At 69.5% G+C, this 24,838-nt stretch carries 19 protein-coding genes; 6 read left to right on the top strand and 13 right to left on the bottom strand.

What is annotated here, in order from left to right:
• Window positions 1-172 precede the first annotated feature (172 nt).
• Window positions 173-2,623 carry a DNA gyrase/topoisomerase IV subunit A gene (locus tag OG966_RS30080; protein WP_326653082.1) on the top strand — a complete coding sequence of 817 codons (2,451 nt, stop codon included), beginning with the start codon at window positions 173-175 and terminating at the stop codon, window positions 2,621-2,623.
• Here OG966_RS30080 and OG966_RS30075 read toward each other — a convergent pair.
• Complete coding sequence (locus OG966_RS30075; protein WP_326653081.1) at window positions 2,620-3,714, bottom strand: CobW family GTP-binding protein; 1,095 nt, start codon at window positions 3,712-3,714, stop codon at window positions 2,620-2,622. The two genes, OG966_RS30080 and OG966_RS30075, sit on opposite strands and share 4 nt — an antisense overlap.
• 113 nt (window positions 3,715-3,827) lie before the next feature.
• On the opposite strand from OG966_RS30075, the gene OG966_RS30070 reads away from it, so the two are divergent.
• On the top strand, window positions 3,828-4,505 hold the full coding sequence (locus OG966_RS30070; protein ID WP_326653080.1) for a DUF6082 family protein: 678 nt from the start codon (window positions 3,828-3,830) through the stop codon (window positions 4,503-4,505).
• A gap of 129 nt (window positions 4,506-4,634) precedes the next feature.
• On the opposite strand, the gene OG966_RS30065 is transcribed toward OG966_RS30070, so the two are convergent.
• Window positions 4,635-5,798, bottom strand: a complete 1,164-nt coding sequence (locus OG966_RS30065; protein ID WP_326653078.1) for a citrate synthase/methylcitrate synthase — start codon at window positions 5,796-5,798, stop codon at window positions 4,635-4,637.
• 87 nt (window positions 5,799-5,885) lie between these two features.
• Here OG966_RS30065 and OG966_RS30060 point away from each other — a divergent pair, with 87 nt between their 5' ends.
• The 3 genes from OG966_RS30060 (at window position 5,886) to OG966_RS30050 (ending at window position 9,671) form a co-directional block, all read left to right on the top strand.
• Window positions 5,886-7,121, top strand: a complete 1,236-nt coding sequence (locus OG966_RS30060; protein WP_326653077.1) for a citrate synthase — start codon at window positions 5,886-5,888, stop codon at window positions 7,119-7,121.
• Between the two features lie 181 nt (window positions 7,122-7,302).
• Window positions 7,303-8,946 carry a sensor histidine kinase gene (locus tag OG966_RS30055; protein ID WP_326653076.1) on the top strand — a complete coding sequence of 548 codons (1,644 nt, stop codon included), beginning with the start codon at window positions 7,303-7,305 and terminating at the stop codon, window positions 8,944-8,946.
• Complete coding sequence (locus OG966_RS30050) at window positions 8,943-9,671, top strand: DUF7342 family protein (RefSeq protein ID WP_326653075.1); 729 nt, start codon at window positions 8,943-8,945, stop codon at window positions 9,669-9,671. The genes OG966_RS30055 and OG966_RS30050 overlap by 4 nt, the downstream gene beginning before the upstream one ends.
• 51 nt (window positions 9,672-9,722) lie before the next feature.
• On the opposite strand, the gene OG966_RS30045 is transcribed toward OG966_RS30050, so the two are convergent.
• From OG966_RS30045 to OG966_RS30025, 5 genes are all read right to left on the bottom strand, one after another.
• Window positions 9,723-11,315: a solute symporter family protein gene (locus OG966_RS30045; protein WP_326653074.1), complete on the bottom strand. Its 1,593-nt coding sequence runs from the start codon at window positions 11,313-11,315 to the stop codon at window positions 9,723-9,725.
• Complete coding sequence (locus OG966_RS30040) at window positions 11,312-11,809, bottom strand: DUF485 domain-containing protein (protein ID WP_326653073.1); 498 nt, start codon at window positions 11,807-11,809, stop codon at window positions 11,312-11,314. The genes OG966_RS30045 and OG966_RS30040 overlap by 4 nt, the downstream gene beginning before the upstream one ends.
• Window positions 11,810-11,908: 99 nt before the next feature.
• Window positions 11,909-12,583 carry a response regulator transcription factor gene (locus tag OG966_RS30035; protein ID WP_326653072.1) on the bottom strand — a complete coding sequence of 225 codons (675 nt, stop codon included), beginning with the start codon at window positions 12,581-12,583 and terminating at the stop codon, window positions 11,909-11,911.
• Complete coding sequence (locus tag OG966_RS30030; RefSeq protein WP_326653071.1) at window positions 12,580-13,740, bottom strand: sensor histidine kinase; 1,161 nt, start codon at window positions 13,738-13,740, stop codon at window positions 12,580-12,582. Before OG966_RS30030 ends, OG966_RS30035 begins: the two co-directional genes overlap by 4 nt.
• A 105-nt stretch (window positions 13,741-13,845) precedes the next feature.
• Entirely contained in the window at window positions 13,846-15,963 is a 2,118-nt protein-coding gene (locus OG966_RS30025) for a DNA gyrase/topoisomerase IV subunit B (RefSeq protein ID WP_326653070.1), read from the bottom strand.
• 432 nt (window positions 15,964-16,395) lie between these two features.
• On the opposite strand from OG966_RS30025, the gene OG966_RS30020 reads away from it, so the two are divergent.
• Window positions 16,396-16,626, top strand: a complete 231-nt coding sequence (locus OG966_RS30020) for a DUF7455 domain-containing protein (protein WP_326653069.1) — start codon at window positions 16,396-16,398, stop codon at window positions 16,624-16,626.
• Window positions 16,627-16,758: 132 nt separating this feature from the next.
• Here the strand turns inward: OG966_RS30020 and OG966_RS30015 are convergent, their stop codons facing one another.
• The 6 genes from OG966_RS30015 to OG966_RS29990 all read right to left on the bottom strand — a co-directional run bounded on the left by OG966_RS30015 (window position 16,759) and on the right by OG966_RS29990 (window position 24,806).
• Window positions 16,759-17,577 carry a serine protease gene (locus tag OG966_RS30015; RefSeq protein ID WP_326653068.1) on the bottom strand — a complete coding sequence of 273 codons (819 nt, stop codon included), beginning with the start codon at window positions 17,575-17,577 and terminating at the stop codon, window positions 16,759-16,761.
• A gap of 139 nt (window positions 17,578-17,716) precedes the next feature.
• Entirely contained in the window at window positions 17,717-19,270 is a 1,554-nt protein-coding gene (locus OG966_RS30010; RefSeq protein WP_326653067.1) for an RNA polymerase sigma factor, read from the bottom strand.
• Window positions 19,271-19,609: 339 nt separating this feature from the next.
• Window positions 19,610-20,497 carry a FadR/GntR family transcriptional regulator gene (locus tag OG966_RS30005; protein WP_326653066.1) on the bottom strand — a complete coding sequence of 296 codons (888 nt, stop codon included), beginning with the start codon at window positions 20,495-20,497 and terminating at the stop codon, window positions 19,610-19,612.
• A 159-nt stretch (window positions 20,498-20,656) separates the two neighbouring features.
• A complete protein-coding gene (locus OG966_RS30000) occupies window positions 20,657-22,417 on the bottom strand; it encodes an ABC transporter ATP-binding protein (RefSeq protein WP_326653065.1) in 1,761 nt (586 codons plus the stop codon).
• Between the two features lie 125 nt (window positions 22,418-22,542).
• On the bottom strand, window positions 22,543-23,307 hold the full coding sequence (locus OG966_RS29995) for an NUDIX hydrolase (RefSeq protein WP_326653064.1): 765 nt from the start codon (window positions 23,305-23,307) through the stop codon (window positions 22,543-22,545).
• A 176-nt stretch (window positions 23,308-23,483) separates the two neighbouring features.
• Window positions 23,484-24,806, bottom strand: coding sequence for a DUF4192 domain-containing protein (locus OG966_RS29990; protein ID WP_326653063.1), 1,323 nt, complete (start codon window positions 24,804-24,806; stop codon window positions 23,484-23,486).
• Window positions 24,807-24,838: the final 32 nt, after the last annotated feature.

The following is a 24,838-nucleotide window of genomic DNA, read 5'->3' as shown; positions in this document are numbered from 1 at the left end:
TATGGAGAAGTCCTGCCACTGTATGCAAGCCATCTGACACCTGGCGAAGTTCCCGGCCGAGAACGGCCCAACGACGGGTCGAGGTCAGCCTTGTCAGTGGCTCGGTCCACAATGGTCCGCGTCAGAACCTGAGTCCTGCCCCGCACAAGAGCGAGAAGGAGCCGCAGCAGCGATGGCCCGCCGCAGCACGAAGACCCCGCCGCCGGACGACTTCGAGGAGAAGATCCTCGACATCGACGTCGTCGACGAAATGCAGGGCTCCTTCCTCGAGTACGCGTACTCGGTGATCTACTCCCGGGCCCTGCCGGACGCCCGCGACGGTATGAAGCCGGTGCACCGACGCATCGTCTACCAGATGAACGAGATGGGCCTGCGCCCCGACCGCGGCTATGTGAAGTGCGCCCGCGTCGTCGGCGAGGTCATGGGTAAGTTGCACCCGCACGGCGACGCGTCGATCTACGACGCCCTGGTGCGGATGGCGCAGCCGTTCTCGATGCGCCTGCCGCTGGTCGACGGCCACGGAAACTTCGGCTCCCTCGGCAACGACGACCCGCCGGCCGCCATGCGGTACACCGAGTGCCGGATGGCGGACGCCACCAGCCTGATGACGGAGTCGATCGACGAGGACACCGTCGACTTCCAGTCGAACTACGACGGTCAGGAGCGGGAGCCGGTCGCGCTCCCCGCCGCCTATCCGAATCTGCTGGTCAACGGCGCGTCCGGGATCGCCGTGGGCATGGCGACGAACATGCCGCCGCACAATCTCGGCGAGGTCATCGCCGCCGCCCGACATCTGATCAAGCACCCCGGCGCGGACCTCGACACGCTGATGCGTTTCATCCCCGGGCCCGACCTGCCGACCGGCGGCCGGATCGTGGGTCTCGGAGGCATCAAGGACGCGTACGAGGCCGGCCGCGGCACCTTCAAGATCCGCGCGACGGCCTCCGTGGAGGACGTCACGGCGCGCCGCAAGGGGCTGGTGATCACCGAGTTGCCCTTCACCGTCGGCCCGGAAAAGGTGATCGCGAAGATCAAGGACCTGGTCTCGGCGAAGAAGCTCCAGGGCATCGCGGACGTCAAGGACCTCACCGACCGGCAGCACGGTCTGCGACTGGTCATCGAGGTCAAGAACGGCTTCATCCCCGAGGCCGTGCTGGAGCAGCTCTACAAGCTGACGCCGATGGAGGAGTCCTTCGGTATCAACAATGTGGCGCTGGTGGACGGGCAGCCGCTCACCCTGGGGCTCAAGGAGCTGCTCGAGGTCTATCTCGATCACCGCTTCGAGGTCGTACGGCGGCGCAGCGAGTTCCGGCGGACCAAACGGCGCGACCGGCTGCACCTGGTCGAGGGCCTGCTTGTCGCACTTCTCGACATCGACGAGGTCATCCGGCTCATCCGGTCGAGTGACAATTCCGCGCAGGCGAAAGAGCGGCTGATCGAGCGCTTCTCGCTGAGCGAAATCCAGACTCAGTACATTCTGGACACTCCGCTCCGCCGACTGACCAAGTTCGACAAGATCGAGCTGGAGAGCGAGCGCGACCGGCTCAACGGCGAGATCGACGAGCTGACCGGGATCCTGGATTCGGACACCGAGCTGCGCAAGCTGGTCTCGACCGAACTGGCCGCGGTGGCGAAGAAGTTCGGCACCGAGCGGCGCACGGTGCTGCTGGAGTCGGCGGGTACGCCGGTCGCCGCGGCCTCGCTGGAGGTCGCGGACGACCCGTGCCGGGTGCTGCTGTCCTCGACCGGCCTGCTGGCCCGTACCGCCAATGGCGAGCCCCTGGCGCACGAGGGCGGAAAGCGCGCCAAGCACGATGTGATCGTTTCGGCGGTGCCTGCGACACAGCGCGGCGACGTGGGCGCTGTGACCTCGTCCGGGCGCTTGCTGCGGCTCGCGGTGATCGACCTTCCGCAGCTTCCGGACACGGTGTCCGCGCCCAATCTGTCGGGCGGTGCGCCGGTCGCGGAGTTCCTGTCGCTGGAGCCGGACGAGACGGTCATCTGCCTCACCACGCTCGACGAGTCCTCGCCGGGCCTCGCACTCGGCACGCTGCAGGGTGTCGTCAAGCGCGTCGTACCCGACTACCCGGCGAACAAGGACGAGTTGGAGGTCATCACCCTCAAGGAAGGTGACCGGATCGTCGGCGGTGCCGAGCTGCGTACGGGCGAGGAGGACCTGGTCTTCATCACCTCCGACGCCCAGTTGCTGCGCTATCAGGCTTCGCAGGTGCGGCCGCAGGGCCGGGCGGCCGGCGGCATGGCCGGGATCAAGCTGACGGAGGGCGCCGAGGTCATCTCGTTCACGGCGGTCGATCCGGCCGGGGACGCGGTGGTCTTCACCATCGCGGGCTCGCACGGCACGCTGGACGACTCGGTGACGACGGCGAAGCTCACGCCCTTCGACCAGTACCCGCGCAAGGGACGGGCCACGGGCGGCGTGCGTTGCCAGCGCTTCCTCAAGGGCGAGGACGTGCTGGTACTCGCATGGGCGGGCGCGGCACCGGCCCATGCGGCGCAGAAGAACGGCACACCGGCCGAGCTTCCGGAGCCGGATCCGCGGCGTGACGGCTCGGGTACGCCGGTGACGTCGAAGGTGGCGGTGCTGGCGGGCCCGTCGAGCTAGTCGAGCGCGGGCTCGGCCTTCTCCGCTGTCTCCCCTGCCCCATCCGATTCGGCCGGTACGTACCGCAGGACGCCCCACATGCTCCGCTCGTCGGGGGCGTCCTGCGGACCGGTCCGCGCGCAGGACTCCAACTGCTTGCGCAGCGCCCCGGCGTCGATGCCCGAGCCGATCAGCACGAGCTGCGTCAGCCGCTCCTCCCCGGGCGCCCAGCGTGACGGGTAGAACCGCAGGAACCGGCCGACGGCGTGGACGGCGTACCGATTGCCCGGATCGGCGGCCCCGAAGTCGACGAATCCCTTGATCCGGTAGAGCCCTTCGGGCCTGGAGTCGAGGAAGTCCATGAGCCGGTGCGGGTGCATGGGCGCATCCGCCATGAAGGCGAGGCTCTCGTACGCGGTGTGCAGATGGTCCGCATGGCCGTGATCGTGGTCGTACTCGTCCGCGTACAGATCCTCGAAGGACAGCTGGCGTACCTTCTCCTCCCGCTCCGGCCGCACGGCGGGGTCGAAGAGCATCTGCGGGTCGACCCGCCCATGTTCCACGGTGATCGTGGGCGTGCCCGCGCCGAACTCGCCGAGCGTCCCGAGCACCCGTTCCAGAGCGTCCGGCTCCACCCGGTCCGCCTTGTTCAGAACGATCAGATCGGCGATCGCGAGATGCCGGTCGATCTCGGGGTGCCGCGCCCTGGTCGCGTCGAACTCGGCAGCGTCGACGATCTCGACCAGTCCCCCGTACACGATGCGCGGATTGTCGCCGGCCAGCAGCATCCGTACGAGCTCCTGCGGCTCGGCAAGCCCACTGGCCTCGATGACGATGACGTCGATGCGCGTGGCGGGCCGGATGAGCTTCTCCAGATAGTCGTCCAACTCGCTCGCGTCGACGGCGCAGCACAGACAGCCGTTCCCGAGGGACACGGTGGAGCCGACCTGTCCTGCGACGGTCATGGCGTCGATTTCGATGGAGCCGAAGTCATTGACGACAACGCCGATGCGGGTGCCGCCGTTGCGCCGGAGCAGGTGGTTGAGGAGGGTGGTCTTGCCGGATCCCAGAAAGCCCGCGAGGACGACGACGGGTACGGGTTTGCCGGCCATGAGCGCCGAGCCTAGCCCCCTGCCGGCGCGCGTCATTCATGAGCGGGTGGCGACACCGCGTCATGGTCCCTCTACATGGGAAGGGTACGTGTCCATACCTCAGGGAGGACACGATGACGGCACACTCAGGCAGGACCGGACGACTTGCCTTATGGGCCACCGCCGCGCTCGGCGGGACAGCGCTCATCACCCTGGCCGCCATAGCGGTCAGCACGTGGCTCATCCAGGCTGTGGAGAGCCGAGAGGGCGGACTGGCCGACGCCGCGGCGCGCAGCCAGGTGGGCAATTACTTCGGCGGCGCGAACGCGATCTTCTCCGGGCTGGCGTTCCTGAGCCTGGTGGTTGCTCTGCTCCTGCAGTACCAGGAACTGCGGATGCAGCGCAGGGAGCTGGCGGACCAGCGCGACGAGCTGACGAGGTCCAGGGAGGCGTTGCACCGCAACGCGGAGGCAGGCCTGCGCTCGCTGCACATGCAACTGATGCGGATGGCCATGGACGACCCGGACCTTGCGGCTGTCTGGAACGACTACCCGGGTGTTTCCGTCGAAGAGACCCGGCAGAACCTCTACGCCAATCTCATCTACGCGCACTTCGTGCTCGCACACGACTGGAACCGGTACACCGACGAGGAACTCATGCACCACGCGCGGTCCTTGCAGTCCAGCGAGCCGTTCCGGCGCTACTGGGACCTCTCCCGCGCACGGAAGCTGACCTTGCCGGAGGACAGCCACGAACGCAGGCTGGCCGAGATCATGGACGCCGCGATCACGGCCACGCGTCCGGCGCCGTGACGCACGACAATGGTGCGGCGAGTCGGTGCAGCCCCACGCGAGCGCGGCGGCGTGAACAAGCCGGTGTCCCCGACGCCCAGCCGCAGGCGGCCACAGCCCGGCACCGGTGAGGTGCCGGGCATACCTGTGTCAGGACACCACCGGCAGCGGCTGAGGCGGCGGCGGTCCCACATACCGCGCCGCCGGGCGGATGATCTTGGAGTCCTCCGCCTGCTCCAGAATGTTGGCGCTCCAGCCGACCACCCTCGCAGCGCAGAACGTCGGGGTGAACATCTCGCGCGGCAGACCGCACTGCTCCATGACGACGCCCGCATAGAACTCCACATTGGTGTGCAGCTCACGCCCCGGCTTCAGCTCCGCGAGGATCGCCTCGACGTGTGCCTCCACCTGGACCGCGAACTCCACCAGCGGTCCGCCGAAGCTCTCGGCGATCTGGCGCAGCATGCGCGAGCGTGGGTCCTCGGTGCGGTACACGGGATGCCCGAAGCCCATGATCCGCTCCCCCGCCAGGACCCGTTCCCTGATCCAGGAGTCGATGCGGTCCTCAGTGCCGATCGCATCCAGCGTGTCGAGGGCGCGGCTGGGAGCGCCGCCGTGCAGCGGGCCCGAGAGTGCGCCGATCGCGCCGACCAGGCAGGCCGCGACGTCGGCTCCGGTGGAGGTGATCACCCGGGCAGTGAACGTGGACGCATTGAAGCCATGGTCGATCGTGGAGACGAGGTACTGCTCGATCGCCCGGGCGCGGGCGGGTTCCGGCTCCGAACCGGTCAGCATGTAGAGGTAGTTGGCGGCGTACGGCAGGTCGTCGCGCGGCTCGACCGGATCGAGCCCCTGACCCAGCCGGTGCAGCGCCGTCAGAAGTGTTGGAACCGCCGCGCAGACAGCGAGCGCGTCCGCCTTGCGGCGCCCGGCGTCGAGGTCGTACACCGGACGCATACCCATGGACGCCCCCAGCAGGGAGAGCGCGGTACGCAGTCCGGCCAGCGGGCCTGACAGGGCGCATGAGCGGGCGATGGCGGGCAGCGCAGCGCGTACGTCGCCGGGCAGATGACGCAGCAACGCGGTGCGCGCCAGGAATTCGGTCCGCTGCGCGGCGTCCGGCAGTTCGCCGTGGAACATCAGGTGCCAGACGTCCTCGAAGCCGCGGCTCTCCGCGAGCTCGACGGCCGAGTACTGACGGTAGTGATAGAAGCCCTCGCGCCCCCTGACGTCCCCGAGCGCGGTGTCGGTGACGACGACGCCCGCGAGTCCGCGCGGTATGTCGAGGGGTGTGGTGGTCCCGGTGCTCTGCATGGTGTCCTCCCTGAACTTGATTCGACTGTCCATGCTTGACTCAATCACTGTCAATATTGATTAGATCAATATGTGTACGGTGACCTCATGACGGACCAGGAAGCGGACGGAGAGCGGCTGACCACCCGGGAAGCAGCCGAGCGGCTGGGCGTGAAGCCGGAGACGGTGTACGCGTATGTCAGCCGCGGACAGCTCTCCAGCCGACGCGATCCCGCCGGGCGCGGCAGCACCTTCGACGCGAAAGAGGTCGACGCGCTCGTCCGCAAGGGCCGCCGAGAGCCCTCCGCGGGGAGAGATGTCACCCAGCGGATCCGCACCGGCATCACGCTCATCGACAAGGACCGCTACTACTTCCGCGGTGTGGACGCGACCGAACTCGCCCGCCATTACGGCTACGAGGAGATCGCCGACTGGCTGTGGACCGGCACCATGCACGCGGGCGTCCGGTTCACCGCCCCCGCCGAGCCGCTGGCCGCCGCTCGCCGCGCGGTCGATGCGCTGCCCGCGCACAGCGGCTCGACGGACCGGCTGCGGGTGGCCGCGATCGCCGCGGCCGTCGCCGATCCGCTCCGTTTCGACCTCGACCGGGAGGCGGTGCTGGGCAGCGCCCGCACCCTGATTCCCATCCTGGTCGACGCCCTACCCGCGGCAGGCCGGCCGCACCGCGGCGAGGCCCGGCTCGCCCAGCGGCTCTGGACGCGGCTGACTCCCGCACAGCCGGACGAACCATCCCTTCGGGTACTGGACATGGCGCTCTCCCTGCTGATCGACCACGATCTGGCCGCATCGACGCTGGCCGTACGGGTCGCGGCCTCGGCGCGCGCCCATCCGTATGCCGTGGTGTCCGCGGGACTCGGCGCTCTGGAGGGTCCGCTGCACGGAGCCGCGAGCGGGCTCGCGCACCGGATGCTCGCCGAGGTGCTGGAGCGGGGCAGCGCGGCGGCCGTCGTGGCGGACCATCTGCGGGCGGGGCGGCGGGTGCCGGGGCTCGGCCACCGGCTCTACCCGGGGCGGGACCCGCGTGCGGTGGCGCTGTTCGGCGCGCTCGAGGAGCTTCCCGGCGCCCGTCCGGCTCTCGAGGCGGCGCGTGAGGTGGAGGCCACGACTGCCCGCCATGTGGAGCTGCACGCCAATGTCGACCTGGCGCTCGCGGTGCTGTCGGTGGCTTCCGGAATGCCGGCCGAGGCGGGCGAGACGGTCTTCGCGGTGGCGCGGACGGCCGGCTGGATCGCGCATGCACTGGAGGAGTACGAGGAGCGCCCGCTGCGGATGCGGCCGAGCGGGCACTACAACGGTCCCCGCCCGCCCAGGCCGTTGCCATGATCGCGGGGAGGCGCCCGGACATCAGGAGTGGTGGGCCTCCACTTCGCTGAACCGCGCCGCCGGCCGGCCAGTGCCGGCCGTGCCCGTGAGCCGGGCATGCCGCGTCGTGGTGCCGGCCGGCATCGATGTACGTAGACCGGAAATTTCAGAAAGGGCCGCCCGCCCTCTACCGTTCCTAGGCATGAGCCCCGTACCGACCACCCCCGCCCGGCGCCGGCGGTTCGGCTGGCCGCAGCGGGTCTTCTCGCAGGTCCTGCTGATGCAGCTGGCAATCGCCGCCGGTGTCACCGTGCTCGCCACCGGCCTCTTTCTCGCGCCCCTCAGCGCTCAGCTCGACGATCAGGCGATGCGCCGCGCGCTCGCCATCGCCGAGACCACCGCATCTCCGGAGGTCGCCGACGAACTGCTCGGCTCGCGGCCGACGGCCGATGGTCCGGTTCAGGCCAAGGCCGAGCGGATACGACAGGCGACCGGCGCCGAGTACGTCGTGATCATGGACAGGCGCGGTGTGCGCTGGTCCCACACCGCCCCCGGGGAGATCGGCCGGGTCGTCTCCACCGACCCCAGTGACGCCCTCGCGGGCAACAAGGTGATGGAGATCGACAGCGGAACCCTGGGCCGATCCGCCCGCGGGAAGGTGCCACTGCGCGAGGAGAACGGCACGATCGTCGGCGCGGTCTCCGTAGGCATCGAGTACGACAGCGTGCGCGCCCGGCTGCTGGCGGCGATCCCGGGCTTGCTCGCATACGCCGGTGGGGCCCTGGCAGTCGGAGCCCTGGCCGCCTATCTGATCTCCCGCAGGCTCCAGCGGCAGACCCACGACCTGGCCTTCTCCGATATCTCCGCGCTGCTGGCGGAGCGCGAGGCGATGTTGCACGGCATCCGGGAAGGGGTCGTGGCGCTCGACGCCGCGGGCAGGATCCGGCTGATGAACGACGAGGCACAGCGGCTGCTCGGCCTCGGCGACGAAGCGATGGGGCTGCCGCTCGACGAGGTACTCGGCGACGGCCGCACCACCGATGTGCTGGCGGGCCGGGTCACCGGCGAGGATCTGCTGACCGTTCGGGGCAGCCGGGTGCTGATCGCCAACCGGATGCCGACCGACGACGGCGGCGCAGTCGCCACGCTGCGCGACCGCACCGAGCTGGAGCAGCTGGGCCGCGAGCTGGACTCCACCCGCGGCCTGATCGACGCCCTGCGGGCGCAGGACCATGAGCACGCCAACCGGATGCACACCCTGCTCGGGCTCCTCGAGCTGGAGATGCACGAGGACGCGGTGGAGTTCGTCACCGAGGTGGTCGGGGTGCACCGGGCCACCGCGGAACAGATCACCGAGAAGATCCACGACCCGCTGCTCGCCGCGCTGCTGGTGGGCAAGGCGACCGTGGCGGCGGAGCGGGGCGTATCGCTGCGGATCGCGCCCGGCACACTGTTGCCGGACCGGCTGGTGGACCCGCGCGGTCTGGTGACGGTCGTCGGCAATCTCGTGGACAACGCTCTGGACGCGGCCGGCGGCTCGGACGATCCGAGGATCGAGATCGAACTTCGTACAGAGGGCCGTACGGCCGTGCTCCGGGTCACGGACAGCGGTCTCGGAGTCCCGTCCGAGCGGAGAGAGTTGATCTTCACTGAGGGCTGGTCCACCAAGGAACCCCCGGTCCACGGCAAGCGCGGTCTCGGGCTGGCGATGGTGCGCAGGCTCGCGGAACGGCAGGGCGGCAGCGCGCAAATACGCGACGCGGCGGGCGGGGGCGCCGAATTCACCGTCGTGCTCCCGGAGGCGCTGACCGAGCCGGGGCTGGCCACCGCCGGGGAGGCACGATGACTGAGGAACGTGCCGAACAGGCGGCCATGGAGCAGGTCGACGTACTGGTGGTGGACGACGACGTCCGGGTCGCGGAGATCAACGCGGCCTATGTGGCCAAAGTGCCGGGCTTCCGGGTCTCCGCGACGGCGCATTCGGCCGCCGAGGCGCTCGCCCGGATCGCCGACAGGCCGGTGGATCTGATCCTCCTCGACCACTATCTGCCGGACGGGAACGGTCTTGCCGTCGTACGGGAGCTGCGCCGGCTCGGCCACCATACCGACGTGATCATGGTGACGGCGGCGCGTGATGTCGCCACCGTCCAGGCGGCTATGCGCCATGGCGCGCTCCAGTATCTGGTGAAGCCGTTCAACTTCACCGGTCTGCGCACCAAGTTGGAGGCGTACTCCGCGCTGCGCCGCACTCTGGAGGGCGGAGGCGAGGCGGAACAGGCGGAGGTGGACCGTATGTTCGGGGCACTGTCGGCCGGTTCCGTCCCGCCCGACCTGCCCAAAGGCCACTCGCCGACCACCGCCGAGCTGATACGCCAGGTGCTGCTGGCCGCCGAGGGGCCGCTCTCCACTCAGGAGATCGCGGAACGGGCGGGCGTGAGCCGGCAGACCGCGCAGCGCTATCTGAAGCTGCTGGAGCGGACGGGCAGGGTGCGGCTCAGTCTCAAGTACGGCGAGACCGGCCGTCCGGAGCACCGCTACCTCTGGGGATTTTCAAGGCCGTCCGGCGATTGAGGACAGACCCGCCGCCGGAGGCCCGGGCCTCCTGCCGCGCCTCGGGGGCCCTCAGGCCGCCCCCGCACCCGTCAGCGCCCGCACCTCCGTCTCGGCGTGCCTGGCCGCGTCCGGCGGCTCCGCCGAGGTGACGGTGCCGATCCAGCCCGCCAGGAAACCAAGCGGGATGGAGACCAGGCCGGGGTTCTGCAGCGGGAAGACGTGGAAGTCCACGCCGGGGAAGAGCGCCTCCGGGCTGCCCGAGACGACCGGCGAAAGCACCACGAGGAGCATGGCTGGGATCAGCCCCCCGTACACCGACCAGACCGCCCCGCGCGTGGTGAAGTTCCGCCAGAACAGCGAGTAGAGCAGTACGGGCAGGTTGGCGGAGGCGGCGACCGCGAAGGCCAGGCCGACCAGGAACGCGACGTTCAGGTCCCGGGCGAGCAGGCCGAGCGCGATGGCGGCCACGCCGATGCCGGCCGCGGCGAGACGGGCGACCGCTACCTCGCTGCGCTGTCTGGCATGGCGTCGGCGGAGCGAGGCGTACAGATCGTGGGCGACGGAGGCGGAAGAAGCGAGGGTAATTCCGGCGACGACGGCGAGGATGGTCGCGAAGGCCACGGCCGCGACCACTGCGAAGAGAACCGTGCCACCGGTGGATCCCGCTCCTCCGCCGAGGTTCAGCGCGAGCAGCGGAACCGCGGTGTTCCCCGCGGCGTTCGACTTCCGCACCTCGTCGGTGCCGACCACCGCGGCCGCACCGAAACCGAGCACGATCGTCATCAGATAGAAGCTGCCGATGAGACCGATCGACCAGACGACCGAGCGGCGGGCGGCCCGCGCGGTCGGCACGGTGTAGAAGCGGGCAAGGATGTGCGGCAGGCCGGCCGTGCCCAGAACCAGCGCCAGGCCGAGGCTGATGAAGTCGAGGCGCGCGGTCCAGTTCCCGCCGTACTTGAGGCCGGGCGAGAGGAAGTCCTTGCCGTGCCCGCTGCGTTCGGCTGCGGTGTTGAGCAGTTGGTTGAAGTCACCGTGGAAGCGCGTCAGCACGAGCACCGTCATCACGATCGCGCCCGCCATCAGCAGCACGGCCTTCACGATCTGGATCCAGGTGGTGGCTCGCATCCCTCCCAACGACACATAGATCACCATCAGGGCGCCCACGCCGATCACGGTCCACGAGCGCGCGGCCTCGCTCGTACCACCGAGCAGCAGCGCGACCAGGCTCCCGGCTCCCACCATTTGCGCCACCAGATAGAGAACGGACACGGTGACCGAAGAAGTTCCCGAGGCGATACGAACGGGTCGCTCCCTCATCCTCGAGGCGATGACATCGGCGAGGGTGAACCGGCCGCAGTTGCGTACGAGTTCGGCGACGAGGAACAGGACAACCAGCCAGGCGACCAGGAAGCCCACGGAGTAGAGCATTCCGTCGTAGCCGAAGAGAGCGATGAGGCCGGAGATTCCGAGGAAGGAGGCGGCGGACATGTAGTCGCCTGCGATGGCGAACCCGTTCTCCATGGGGGAGAAGAGCCGCCCGCCGGCGTAGAACTCCTCCGCCGAGCCATGCCTGTTGTGGCTCACCCAGCTGGTGATGCCGAGAGTGACCGCGATGAACGCGCTGAAAAGCAGCAGCGCCAGGGTCTGGTGGTCGCCGCTCAACGCCCGGCACCCCGCGCCGTCTCCTGTGCCCTCGTCTGATCGAACACGGTCCAGCGCAGATCCAGGGCGGCGCGGTCCCGTCGCAGCCGGGCGTGGCGTGCGTACGCCCAGGTCAGCAGGAAGGTGGTGAGGAACTGTCCGAGGCCCGCGACCATCGCCACATTCACCGCTCCCGCCACCGGCCTGGCCATCAGTCCGGGAGCCGTGGTCGCCGCGACGACGTACGCCAAGTACCAGACGAGGAAGACGAGAACGGCGGGGCCGACGAACCTCCGGTAGCGGCTGCGCACCTCCTGGAAGGCGGCGCTGCGCTGCACTTCCACGTAGATGTCGGCCGCGCCGGGTCCGGCGTTCTCCCGGTCCGTGGGCGGGTCCGGCACGACGGGTGCGAGGGCGCCCGTGCCGTCCAGTTCACCCCAGCCGGAGGCCAGCGCGTCGTACCACGGGTCGTCGAGCCGCACCGCAGCCGCGTCGCGCCCTTCCTGCTTCTCCACCGATCAACTCTCCTTGTCAGCGAACCGTTTCGGCTCGCATGCCCAAGGATGGACAGAGCGGGAAGATCCCGGACTCTTCTCCCGCCCGACTTCACCCCATCAGGTGATACTTGTCCCGGGTGGCTGCGCGAGTCCCTCGCGGTAGGCGTACCGCACCGCCTGGGCGCGGTCATGGATGCCGGTTTTCGCGAAGAGGTTGTTGATGTGGGTCTTCACGGTGGCCGTGGAGATGTGGAGCCGGCGTGCGATCTCCACGTTGGTGAGCCCCTCCGCGATCAGGGTCAGCACCTCGCCCTCGCGCGCGGTCAGGCCGTCCGGAAGCTTCGGCCCGGACTGTTCGGGCGTGGAGGTGACCTGCTCAAGGAGCCGCCGCTGTACGACCGGTGACAGCCCGGCCCGGCCTGCGACGACCTCCTGGATGGCCCGTACGATCTCGTCGCCGTCGGCGTCCTTGGTGAGATACCCGCGCGCTCCGGCCCGCAGCGCGGGAAAGAGCGAGTCGTCGTCGGCGTAGGTGGTGAGCACGACCACCTGGGTGCCGGGGTGTTCGCTGCGGATGCGGCGGGTCGCTTCCACCCCGTCGCATCGGGGCATACGCAGATCCATCAGGACGACATCGGGGGCGAGTTCGGCGACAAGGGCGACCGCCTCCTCGCCGTCCTTCGCCGAACCGATGACCTCGATACCGGGCAGCAGCCCCAGGAGCATCACAATGCCCTCGCGCACCACCGCCTGATCGTCGGCGACGACCACTCTGGCAATGTGCGCGGTCATGCCGGCACCCGCAGCCGTACCACGAAGCCCTCCCCCTCCGGTCCCGCCTCCAGGGTGCCGCCGAGCAGCTCCGCCCGCTCACGCATCCCCAGCAGACCGTACCCGGCGCCGGTGGCACCGACCTCGCCGGTCTTCGTCGTCGTGCCGGAGTCCCGTACCTCCAGGGCCACTTCGGCCTCCGCGTACGTGAGCAGCATGCGCACCCTGGCGCCCGGCGCGTGCTTGCGCACATTCGTCAGGGCCTCCTGGGCCACCCGCCGTACGGCCTGCGAAGCCTCGGCGGTCAGCTGCCGCCGCTCACCCCTCACCCCGGTCTCCGCGCCGTCCGCGACGGCCAGCTCCCGCAGGTAGTCCTCGACAGGGACCATCTCGCCGCGCAGCGCGGAGAGCGCCTGCCGGGTCTCCTCGAGGCCCTCGCGCGCCATTGAGCGTGCCGCCACCACCCGCTCCAGGATCTGTGCGCGGAAGGGCCCTTCGGGTTCTCGCTCGATCTGCAGCCGAGCCGCTTCCAGATGCACGAGTTGCGCGGAGAGGCTGTGCGCGAGGACGTCGTGGATCTCGCGTGCGATACGGGCCCGTTCGGCGAGGGCGGCGGAGGTGGCCTCGGCCTCGCGGGCTGCTCGTTCCTGAGCGAGCAGGCGGAAACCGGCGCCTCGGGCCTGGGCGTCCAGGCGCAGCGAGCAGCCGCCCAGCAGCACGGCGGCGATGGCGCAAACAGCCCCCAGGTCACTATCAGCGGTCAGCGCGAAACCTGGAGACATCACCGCGACCGAACCGAGGCCGGCCATGAGCGGCAGGCGCTCCGTAGCCATGAGGGAAGCCGAGATCAACGGCACCATCGCGGGAACCGCGGTCCCTGCGGCGTACGCCCCCATGCCGACAGCCACGATGCCGCCGATCAGTCCGAGCGACGGCAGCAGCCTGTTGGCGAGGGTCGTCCGTTGGAAGCTCAGGGCAGCCAGGACGCAGCAGAGCAGGCCCAGCGGTGGGAGCACCGCGCCCCGGCCGTGGAAGACATCCGCGTCGTACGCGCTGTACACCGCCCAGGCCGACAGCCCGGCGAGCAGTGTGACGTCGAGGGCCGTTCGAACGCGCGGTATGCCGAGGCGGGACAGCGCTTCCCGGGTGGGCCACGCGGTCCACTTGCTGCTGGGCACGTCACGTCCTCCTCCGTCGCCGCCGATGCTACGGAGCAGGAGCCGGACCGGGATCGGACCAGGGGTGGAGCATGTGGCTCCACCCCTGGGTGGGCGGGGCCGCCGTCAGGCGTCGATCCGCGAGCGGTCCAGCGTCGCCGCCGAGCTGGTGATGAACTCCTTGCGGGGCGCGACCTCATTGCCCATCAGCAGGTCGAAGACCTGCTCGGAGGAGTCCAGGTCGCCGATGTTGATCCGGCGCAGAGTGCGATGGCGCGGGTCCATCGTGGTCTCCGCCAGCTGGTCGGCGTCCATCTCGCCAAGGCCCTTGTAGCGCTGGATTGAGTCCTTGAAACGGACCCCCTTGCGCTGGTACTCCAGCAGTGTCTGCCGCAGCTCGCTGTCGGAGTACGTGTACACGTACTTGTCCTGGCCCTTCTTGGGCTGGACCAGCTCGATCCGGTGCAGCGGCGGCACGGCGGCGAACACCCGGCCCGCCTCCACCATCGGCCGCATATAGCGCTGGAAGAGCGTGAGCAGCAGGATGCGGATGTGGGCCCCGTCGACGTCGGCGTCGACCAGCAGGACGATCTTGCCGTAGCGGGCGGCGTCGATGTCGAAGGTCCGCCCGGACCCCGCTCCTATGACCTGGATGATCGCGCCGCACTCGGCGTTCTTGAGCATGTCCGTCACGGACGCCTTCTGGACGTTCAAGATCTTGCCCCGGATCGGCAGCAGCGCCTGGAACTCGCTGTTCCGCGCGAGCTTGGCGGTGCCGAGTGCCGAGTCCCCCTCGACGATGAAGAGCTCACTGCGCTCCACGTCGTCGCTGCGGCAGTCGGCGAGCTTGGCCGGCAGCGAGGAGGTCTCCAGCGCCGTCTTGCGGCGCTGCGCGTCCTTGTGCTGACGGGCCGCGATGCGCGTACGGGCGGCGGCGACGGCCTTTTCCATCACCGCGCGGGCCTGCGCCTTGTCGTCACGCTTGGTGGAGGTCAGGAATGCCTTGAGCTCCTTGGCGACGACATTGGCGACGATCCTGTTGGCCGCAGAGGTGCCCAGCACCTCCTTGGTCTGGCCCTCGAACTGCGGCTCCGCCAGCCGGACCGTGACGACCGCGGTGAGGCCCTCCAGAGCGTCGTCCTTGACGATGTCGTCCTCGGCGACGCGCAGCAGCTTGCTGGAGCGCAGCACCTCGTTCATCGTCTTGGTGATGGAGCGCTCGAAGCCGGTGACATGGGTGCCGCCCTTGGGGGTGGCGATGATGTTGACGAAGGACTTGACCGCGGTGTCGTATCCCGTGCCCCAGCGCAGGGCGATGTCGACGCCGAGCTCGCGGGTGACCTCGGTGGGCGTCATATGGCCGCGGTCGTCGAGGACCGGGACGGTCTCCTTGAAGGTGCCCTGCCCGGTCAGGCGCTGCACGTCGCAGACGGCCTTGTCCTGGGCCAGGTAGTCGCAGAACTCGCTGATGCCGCCGTCGAAGCGGAAGATCTCCTCGCTCTTGCCCTCACCCGCCAGGTCCCGCTCGTCGCGGACCACGATCGTGAGACCGGGCACCAGAAAGGCGGTCTGGCGGGCGCGCTGGTGGAGGTGGTCCAGTGAGAGCTTGGCGTCCTTGAGGAAGATCTGCCGGTCGGCCCAGTACCGCACGCGCGTGCCGGTGCGGGCCTTGGGCACCCGCTTGCCCTTGAGCAGCCCGCTCGCCGGGTCGAAGGGAGCGTCGGGTCCCGACTCGGTGAAGATGCCGGGGACACCGCGGCGGAAGCTGATCAGGTGGGTCGCGCTGCTGCGGTCGACCTCGACATCGAGGCGGGCGGAGAGGGCATTGACGACCGAGGCGCCCACGCCGTGCAGTCCGCCCGACGCGGCGTACGAGCCGCCGCCGAACTTACCGCCGGCGTGCAGCTTGGTCATCACGACCTCGACACCGGACAGGCCGGTCTTGGGCTCGACGTCGACAGGGATGCCTCGGCCGTTGTCCTTGACTTCGACGGATCCGTCCTCGTGAAGGATCACGTCGATGTGGTCGCAGTGGCCGCCGAGGGCTTCGTCGACGGAGTTGTCGATGATCTCCCAGAGGCAGTGCATCAGGCCGCGGCTGTCGGTGGACCCGATGTACATGCCCGGGCGCTTGCGGACCGCCTCGAGCCCTTCGAGTACGAGCAGGTGCCGCGCTGTGTAGTTGGAACCGTCACGGTCTGCTGTCAGCAGCGCTGTGGACGGCGCGGACGTTTCGGCGGTCACGCGGTTCGCTCCTCGCTGAATTTGAGATGTGGCCCAGTGGGGTAAGGGCCCGGCGTCGGTCGACGGTCAGAGGGTACCGAGGCCTGGTAGAGCCGATGTAACGCCACCCTCATGATTTCTTATGCTAGTCCAGCGTCGTATACATGTTCGATCCCTCGATGGAGTGACGTGCACATCACGTTCCCTTCCAGGCATGAACCATTTAGGCTCCGGGCACGTCCTCATGAACAACCGGCACCCAGCCGGGAGGGCCAATAGAGACAAGCAACGCGAAATCCGTAGAGCGAAGCAATACGGCTCATTCGCCGCCAACCGGCAGCAGACAGCCACCTAGGAAAGAAGTTTCCAGGAGAAGCCACGAGCGGGAACGTTTTCGGCCTGGTTGGATGTTGACCCTGGTACGACAGCTCGTCGAGCTAGAGAAGAGGCGACGTGACTACTGTTCTGACCCCCGCGAGCCCACTGACGGCCGCTGACCGCTGCGACCGCTGCGGCGCCCAGGCTTATCTGCGCGTCGTCCTGAGCAGCGGCGGTGAACTGCTCTTCTGTGCCCACCACGGGCGCAAGTTCGAGCCGGAACTCAAGAAGATCGCCGCGGAAATACAGGATGAGACCGACCGACTGACGGCCGTGCCGGCCAGCGTTGGTGAAGAGGAACACTGACACCTCGCATCCACGACGAGCCATGGCCGGTCCAGGATCGGCTGACGGGCGGCTGCCCCTGAATACCAGGGGCGGCCGCCCGCTCTCGTAGCGTGACCGCCACGGGGCCGATGAACCCAATCGCAAGACGGCCTACAAAGGCGCCGCCACCGCCGAGATTCGCGTGTACACCCCGGGGCTGTCGGCCCGGCCGCAGCCACCACCCCAGGAGACCAGTCCGATGAGCCGCCCGCCGGCCACCAGCGGGCCTCCACTGTCCCCCTGACAGGCGTCGTGCCCGCCCTGCGGGTCTCCGGCGCAGAGCATCGTGGACTTCAGATACTGCCCGCCCAGTCCTCCCGGATAGGCCTGCCCACAGGCCGCGTCCGACAGCACCGTCACGGGTGCGGCGCGAAGGGAGAACGCATAGGTGGCGTTCCCTGTCGTATCGCCCCAGCCATAGACGGTGGCGCTCGTACCCGGCTGGTACGCCGGGTCGCCGGCGCCGGCCAGGGGGATCACGTAGGAGGCGGGCAGCGCCTCGGCCAGCGTCAGCACCGCCACGTCCGGGCTGTTGGTCTGCGCGTTGTACCCCGGCGCAACCCAGGTGGCGCTCACCGGGATCTCCCGGCCCCCGGCGCCGAGCAGCTGCGCGCGCCCCGAGACGACCGTCAGGTCACGCACGTCGCGCACATCTCCTCCGAGTACGGTCCGGCTCACGCAGTGGGCGGCCGTCATGACCTTCGTCGGCGCCACCACCACTCCGCCGCAGAACTGACCTGCGCGCGTTCCGCCGAACCGGTCACGGCTGGACAACGCCACGACCCACGGACTGTCGGCGACCTGTGCCGTGTAGCCGCCGATGACCACGCTGTCGGCAGCCGCGGGAGGGGACGAAGCGAACGGCGCCACGGCCGCCGCTGCGATCAGGGCCGACGCCCTGATCAGGGCTCGAATGATGGGTCGACGCATACGGCCTCCTGACTCTGTGTGAATTCCGTCCACTCAGAGTCAGCCAGTGAGCGGCCGCCCGCACCCGCGCCACACGGCGAAGGGCCCGGTTCCCTGACAGGAACCGGGCCCTTCGCCGACTGCGTACTGCCGTGACGACCTAGTCGAGGTAGTCGCGCAGAACCTGCGAACGCGACGGGTGACGCAGCTTCGACATGGTCTTGGACTCGATCTGACGAATGCGCTCACGCGTCACGCCGTAGACCTTGCCGATCTCGTCCAGGGTCTTCGGCTGGCCGTCCGTGAGACCGAAGCGCATGGAGACGACGCCCGCCTCACGCTCGGACAGGGTGTCGAGCACCGAGTGCAGCTGCTCCTGCAGAAGCGTGAAGCTGACCGCGTCGGCCGGCACGACCGCCTCGGAGTCCTCGATCAGGTCACCGAACTCGCTGTCGCCGTCCTCACCGAGCGGGGTGTGCAGCGAAATCGGCTCGCGGCCGTACTTCTGGACCTCGATGACCTTCTCGGGGGTCATGTCGAGTTCCTTGGCCAGCTCCTCCGGGGTGGGCTCGCGGCCCAGGTCCTGGAGCATCTGGCGCTGCACGCGCGCGAGCTTGTTGATGACCTCGACCATGTGCACCGGGATACGGATGGTGCGGGCCTGGTCGGCCATGGCGCGGGTGATCGCCTGACGGATCCACCAGGTGGCGTACGTGGAGAATTTGTAGCCCTTGGTGTAGTCGAACTTCTCGACCGCGCGGATCAGACCGAGGTTGCCCTCCTGGATCAGGTCCAGGAAGAGCATGCCGCGACCGGTGTAGCGCTTGGCCAGCGAGACGACCAGTCGGAGGTTGGCCTCCAGCAGGTGGTTCTTGGCACGGCGCCCGTCCTCGGCGATGATCTCCAGCTCACGCTTGAGCTTCGGCGCGAGCTTGTCGGAATTCGCCAGCTTGTCCTCGGCGAACAGACCCGCCTCGATGCGCTTGGCGAGCTCGACCTCCTGCTCGGCGTTGAGGAGCGGGACCTTGCCGATCTGCTTGAGGTAGTCCTTGACCGGGTCTGCCGTGGCGCCGGCGACGGCGACCTGCTGGGCAGGCGCGTCGTCCTCGTCGTCGTCGGAGAGGACAAAGCCCTTGTTCTCGCCCTCGGCCTCTTCCTCCTCGCCCTTTGCACCGGGCTGGGCCTCATCGAGCAGCTCTTCGCCCTCGGCCTCGTCGGCGTCCTTCTTGCCCGCGGTCTTCTTGGCCACTGTCTTCTTGGCGGCGGTCTTCTTCGCCACCGCCTTCTTGGCCACCGTCTTCTTGGCGGCCACCTTCTTGGCAGGCGCTGTCGCCGAGGCCTCGTCGGCCGGGACGTCGACGGTCTCGGCCGTCGGCGCCGCGGTGGCCGCGACGGTCTTCGCCGTGGCGGTCTTGGCCGCGACGGTCTTGGTGGCGGTGCGCTTTGCCGGGCTCTTCGCTGCGACGCTCTTGCGGGCGCGCTTCGGCGACTCCGCGGCACTGACCATCAGCGTCACACCCTCTTCCTCGAGGATCTGGTTGAGGCTGCGCAGAACATTCTTCCACTGGGTTGGCGGAATCTGGTCAGCCTCGAAGGCCCGACGCACGTCATCGCCGGCGATCTGCCCATCAGCCTTTCCCCGCTCGATGAGCGCCATCACAGACTCGGACTCGGCGATCTCCGGCGGGAGCGTACGGGATGTGCTGGCCGACACGAACAACCTCTCGGAACGATGGAAAACGGCTTCCGGCCCCACCCATGATCGGGCCGGAGCCGACGACCACCGGACTGCGGATGTGCCGGTGGCGCGGGATGAACCTGGGAGCTGGACAGCGCCGTGAACGGCTGCTGTATTCCCTCTTCGGCTGTCACCTCTTAGGTCATCGCGCTGTTTCGAGGAGTGTTACGCCCAATCCGCGTGGCCCGAGTCACACCTCATTTGCGACGAAACAAACATATGGTGCGTTCACCACGCAATCGTGTCGCCGGATCCCCATGGAATCCGGCGACACGCGATGCGTACGCCTCCGTACTCCCTGCCCGCGCCCTGCGGTCAGTGCTCGCGCGGCGCGGGCACGACTCGCTCCACCTCGGGGTGGACGGTGAGCAGTTGACGCATGGCCGACTCGGCGGCGTGCGCGTCGCCGGTGCCGAGTGCGTCGGCGATCCGCGCGTGATGGGCCATGGAGACCTCGGTAGGGCGGTCACAGCCGGTGACCGGGCCGCCCGAGACCTGGAGGGCGGCGGAGACGATGCCGGAGAGGTGCTCGAGCATGCGATTGCCGGCGAGCTGGATGAGGAGGGAGTGGAACTCGGCGTCAGCCCGCGAGAAGGTGATTCCGTCACCCTGAGCGAGGGCATGGCCCATGATCTCGACCATGTCGCTGAGCCGCTGCTGGACGTCCTCGCGCCCGTGACCCGCGGCGAGGCGAGCGGCGAGCGGCTCGATGGTCCACCGCAGCTCGCTCAGCTCCCGGCGCTGATCGTCCCGCTGCGGGCCGAAGGCACGCCATTCGATGATGTCGGGATCCAGCAGATTCCAGTCGCTGACCGGACGAACCCGGGTGCCGACATTGGGGCGGGCGCTGACCAGGCCCTTGGCCTCGAGAACGCGCAGGGATTCACGGACGACGGTGCGGGAGACCTCGAAACGCTGGCCGATCTCCTCGGGGACCAGCGGGCGGTCGGCGCCGAGGTCCCCCGAGACGATCATCTGACCAAGCTGTTGAACGAGTTGGCCGTGCAGTCCGCGGCCCCGGCTGCCTGCCGCGCGGCGGCCGACCCGGCCCAACTCGGCGTCGGCGCCGTCCCAGGAGGGAGGGCTGACGCGGTCGGCGCCGGGCGACTCCGCGTAGGGGTATCGGTCGAGTTCGCCCGGACCGGCGAGGCCGGACTCGGCGGGGCGGGCGGCGGTCATCATGGTGTGCGCAAGGGTACTCACGCATCCTTTGTCGGCGTGGCTCCCACGGCCCTTGAGGTCTTTGGTGAAAAGCACACGAAAGGGTGATCGGCGCTCGCCTCGCAATTGACGCCTTATCGGAAAGAAACGGGCGTCTTCAAGGGAGTTGTGGACACTTCACCGAGACCCGGTCGATCATGATCACCAACGTGCCCTGCGGCGAAGTCCCGTGAACAGATATGCGCAGATCAGGGCCGAGAGTGACAACGCCAGTGCCGCGCCGAAGGGTTGGGCGACGAGGCGTACGGCGACCATCAGCCAAAGGTCGGCCTGCTGCGGCAGCTGCACCCAGGCCAGCTCACGCAGCCTGCCGGGCAGTCCGGCGATCGAACGCGCTGACGGGACGACGAGCGCCGCCTGCACAAGGGGGGCGATGAGGACCGGTACGGCGAGCACCGCGGCCACTCCGGCGGCCGCGACCCGGAAGACTCCGGCGGCGAGCAGCCCGGCCCAGGCGCAGCCGACCGCGAGCCCGCCCCAACTGGCCACGAGGACTGGCCAGTTCCGCGGCGCCGGAGTCATATCCGTTCCGTACACAAGATGGAGGGCCTGGGCGTCGGCCACAGCGACAAGCACGGCGAGCAGCAGCGCGAACACGGCGGTCACCGTCAGTTTGGCGAGGAGGAGGCCGAGGCGGCGGGGAACGGTGCCGCGGGCGGCGGCGAGCGCCGGGTAGCGGAACTCCTCACCGTAGGAGAGCGCCCCGACCAGGCCGGCGCCGAAGGCGGCGGGCGGGAGCGGGAGGTAATCGGGCCAGGCGGCGAGCAGGGCCGGTAGCGGGGTGTCGCTGATGCGGGCGAGCAGAACACAGAGAGCGAGGGACGCGACGAGCGCGGCCGCAGCGATCAGCGCGGCGGTGCGGACTCCGAGGAGCCGGCGGATTTCATAGCGCAGCGGCCTCAGGGGGCTGCGTACCGGGCGCGGCGGGGGTGGGGGGCACAGTGGGCCGGGGCGCTCCGCCGCGGCCGGTACGGGCCGTTTCTGCGCCTCGGGGACAGGTGCGGGGTCAGGTGTCGGCGCCACCGCCGGGCCCGTGTCGCCGACCTCGTCGCTGAGCCGGTGGACGAGCACACCGTGCCGGAAGGCGGTTTCGCCGATCTCGGCGCAGTTGCTGCCGTAGACGGAGAGGAGGCCGCCCTCCTCGGTGACCACTTCGACGGATCGCTGGGCGACGCGTGCCTCGCGGGCGACGGCGGCGGCGAGACGGACGGCGTGCGGGGTGCGGACGGCGACGCGGGGGCGGAGCCTGGTGCGGGCGAAGGCGGCGGCGTCCTGGTCGGCGACGAGGCGCCCCTCGTCGAGGGTGATGACACGGTCGGCGAGGCGGGCGGCCTCCTTGGGATCACTGGTGGTGAGAAGAACGGTTCCGCCGCACGAGGCGCGGGAGCGCAACAGCCCGTACAGCCAGCTGTTCTCACCGGGCGAGAGGCCTCGGCAGGGCTCGTCGAGGATCAGCGTCTGCGGGTCGCCCAACAGGGCGGAGGCAAGCCCGAGTCTGCGGTCCATGCCCAGGGAGAGCATGTCGAGGCGCTGGCCGCCGAGGGCGGCGAGACCGACGGCATCGAGCATCTCTTCGGCGCGGGACGCGGACACTCCGGCGGCCGCGCAAAGCATGCGGAGCTGCCCCCTGGCGGTCCGAGCGGGATGGCCCGGTACGTCGCCGAGCAGCACCCCGACCTCACGGGCGGGATGGGCGATGCGGTGGAGGGGGCTACCGCGGAAGTACGTGACGCCCCGGCCGGAGTCGAGTTCGAGCATCAGGCGCAGCGCCGCCGTCTTGCCGGAGCCGGGGGCGCCGAGGAGGGCCGTGACGGAGCCGGACCTGGCTTCGAAGGTGAGGTCGTCGACGGCTGGCGGTAGGTCTCGGCGGTGGATGCTGGTGAGTCCGATGGCCTGGAGCATCGTTTCTCTCGCGGTAGGTGAGACCGCTCGGCGGCAGGGCGGGTACCGCAGAAAGATAGCGCGACAATTCCGACTTTTTACGCAGCCGCAAGGACCCCGGGTGTCAGACCTCGCTCAGAGCTCGCTCAGACCTCGGGGCGCAGCATCGGCGGGTTGAGCACGGTGGCGCCGCCTGCCCTGAAGAGCTGGGCCGGGCGACCGCCCTGTCGGGTGGTGGTCCCGCCGGCCGGAACCAGGAAGCCCGGGGTGCCGGTCACCTTGCGGTGGAAGTTCCGTGGATCGAGAGCGACACCCCAGACCGCTTCGTACACCCGCCGCAGCTCGCCGACCGTGAACTCCGACGGGCAGAAGGCAGTCGCCAGTGAGGAGTACTCGATCTTGGAGCGTGCCCTCTCCACCCCGTCCGCCAGGATCCGCGCATGGTCGAAGGCGAGCGCTGCGGGCTGATCCTCCTCGCGGCCGAAGCCGTTCTCCTGGCCCAGCAGCTCCTCGACGGGGGCCCACCGGGCGCTGTTCGCGTCTCCGCCCGCGCGGGGTGCGGGCAGGTCGGGGGCCAGCACCAGATGGGCGACGCTGACGACCCGCATGCGAGGGTCCCGCTTGGGGTCACCGTAGGTGGCCAGCTGCTCGAGATGTGCGCCGTTGCCGGGAGCCGGGGAAGTGGGGTCGTGCGCGCACAGACCGGTCTCCTCGGCGAGCTCGCGCGCCGCGGCCGCCGCCAGATCCTCGTCGCCCCTGACGAAGCCGCCCGGCAGCGCCCACCGACCCTGAAACGGCGGCTCTCCGCGGCGTACGACCAGCGCGCAGAGCGCATGGCGGCGCACAGTGAGCACGACCAGGTCGACGGTGACAGCAAAGGGCGGATAGGCCGACGGGTCGTAGGGCGACATGCCGTGATCATAGTCGTCTGCCTGACGATAAACACTCCCTTCTTCACCTGCGCCGACTCTTTCTTCACCCGCCTCTCCCGCCCTGCGCACCCGCCCGGCTCACACCCCCAATCACACCCCCAACTGAGGGCCGTCGGCGGCCAGCCCGACCATCTCGAGACCGAGGTTGCAGGGCGTCACCGCCCGCTCCGGGTGCCGCGCTGCCCGCTGCGCCTGCGCGCGCGGCTGCGGTTCCCGGGCTCCCGTCCGCCGGGGCGCGTCCCGGCGGACGGGAGATCCTTCCTGTCGGCGCCCGGCTTGCGAGTGGCCGGCCGGACCTGCTGCGGGCGCGAACGGTGTGGAGCGCCCGGGCGGCCCGCCGGGGAGTCCGGTGTGGCGCGCTCCGTGCGCCGCAGACAGCTGCGCAGCGCCTCCGGATCCAGGCCCTCGTTGCAGGCCTGGTGCAGAAGCCGGGCGAAGACGTACTCGGGGTCGACACGCAGGGCGAGTCCGAGGGCGACCCGCGCGCCGGGTTCGTCGCCGGTGGACCAGGCGACCCAGCCGGCGAGGGTGAGCGGCGCCGCCGCGTGCTCGGAGTACGGGCCGACACATCGGCGGGCCAGCGTCCGCCAGAGCCGTAGCGCCGGTTCCGCGTCGGCTCCCTCCATCCACTCCGCGGCCCGGTCACGGGTGTCCCGGTCCTGCAGGCCCAGAATCACAGCGGCTGCCTCGTCGTGCGTGACGAGCCGGTCGTCCGCGGCATCCGACTCGGCCCGGCCGCCATCCTGTGATGTCTCCCCGATGCGTTTCATCAGCCGACGGGCCAGTGCGAGCGTCTCCGCGGCGACCTGCTCACGCCCCGTTCCGTCCAGGATCCTGGGCAGCAGCGCGGAACCCGCGGTATCCAGGGCCTTCTCCTGGCCGGACGCGGCCGGGGTCGTCCAAGGCGCGAGCCGCCCCTCCATCTCCCGCAGGGAGCCCCGCACTTGGACTCCCGCGTAAGCGGCGGCCGCGGCCATCACCGAAGTGCCGGGAAGGGCAAGCGTGCTGCCTTCGGGAGGGCAGCAGCGCGCGTCGGGGCAGCAGTAGGACCAGTAACGGCCGTCGGAGATGCAGAGGGCCTCGTAGACCGGCACCTCGAAGGTGCCGCAGGCGGTGCGCAGTCGTTGAGCGAGCGGGCGCAGCCGCTCCATCACCGAGCCGCTCGTCTCGCCGTCCGCCGGATCCTGACAGAGGAAGACGACGATGCCGTCGGGGCGCGAACCGCGACGTTCGCTGCCTTCGATCAGACACTGGGCGAGCTGCTCGGCCACGGGTGACCATTCGCGCGGCGAGCGTGGAATACCGAGCCTCAGTCGCCCGCCGAAGCGGCCGCGGCTGCCGTGCAGCGCGACGAGCACGATCGAATCGTTCGGATGGAAACCCATCATGTACGGGAGGGCATCGGCCAGTTCGCCGGGGCCACGCAGGGTGATCTGCTGCTCGTCGGTAGGACTGGTGTGTTCGTGGTGCTTGTTCATGGCACGACGGTCTCGTGACGGCTCCGGCACCG

It is taken from the genome of Streptomyces sp. NBC_01750 (assembly GCF_035918095.1).
Lineage (GTDB): Bacteria > Actinomycetota > Actinomycetes > Streptomycetales > Streptomycetaceae > Streptomyces.
This window is presented reverse-complemented; position numbering and strand designations above follow the sequence as displayed.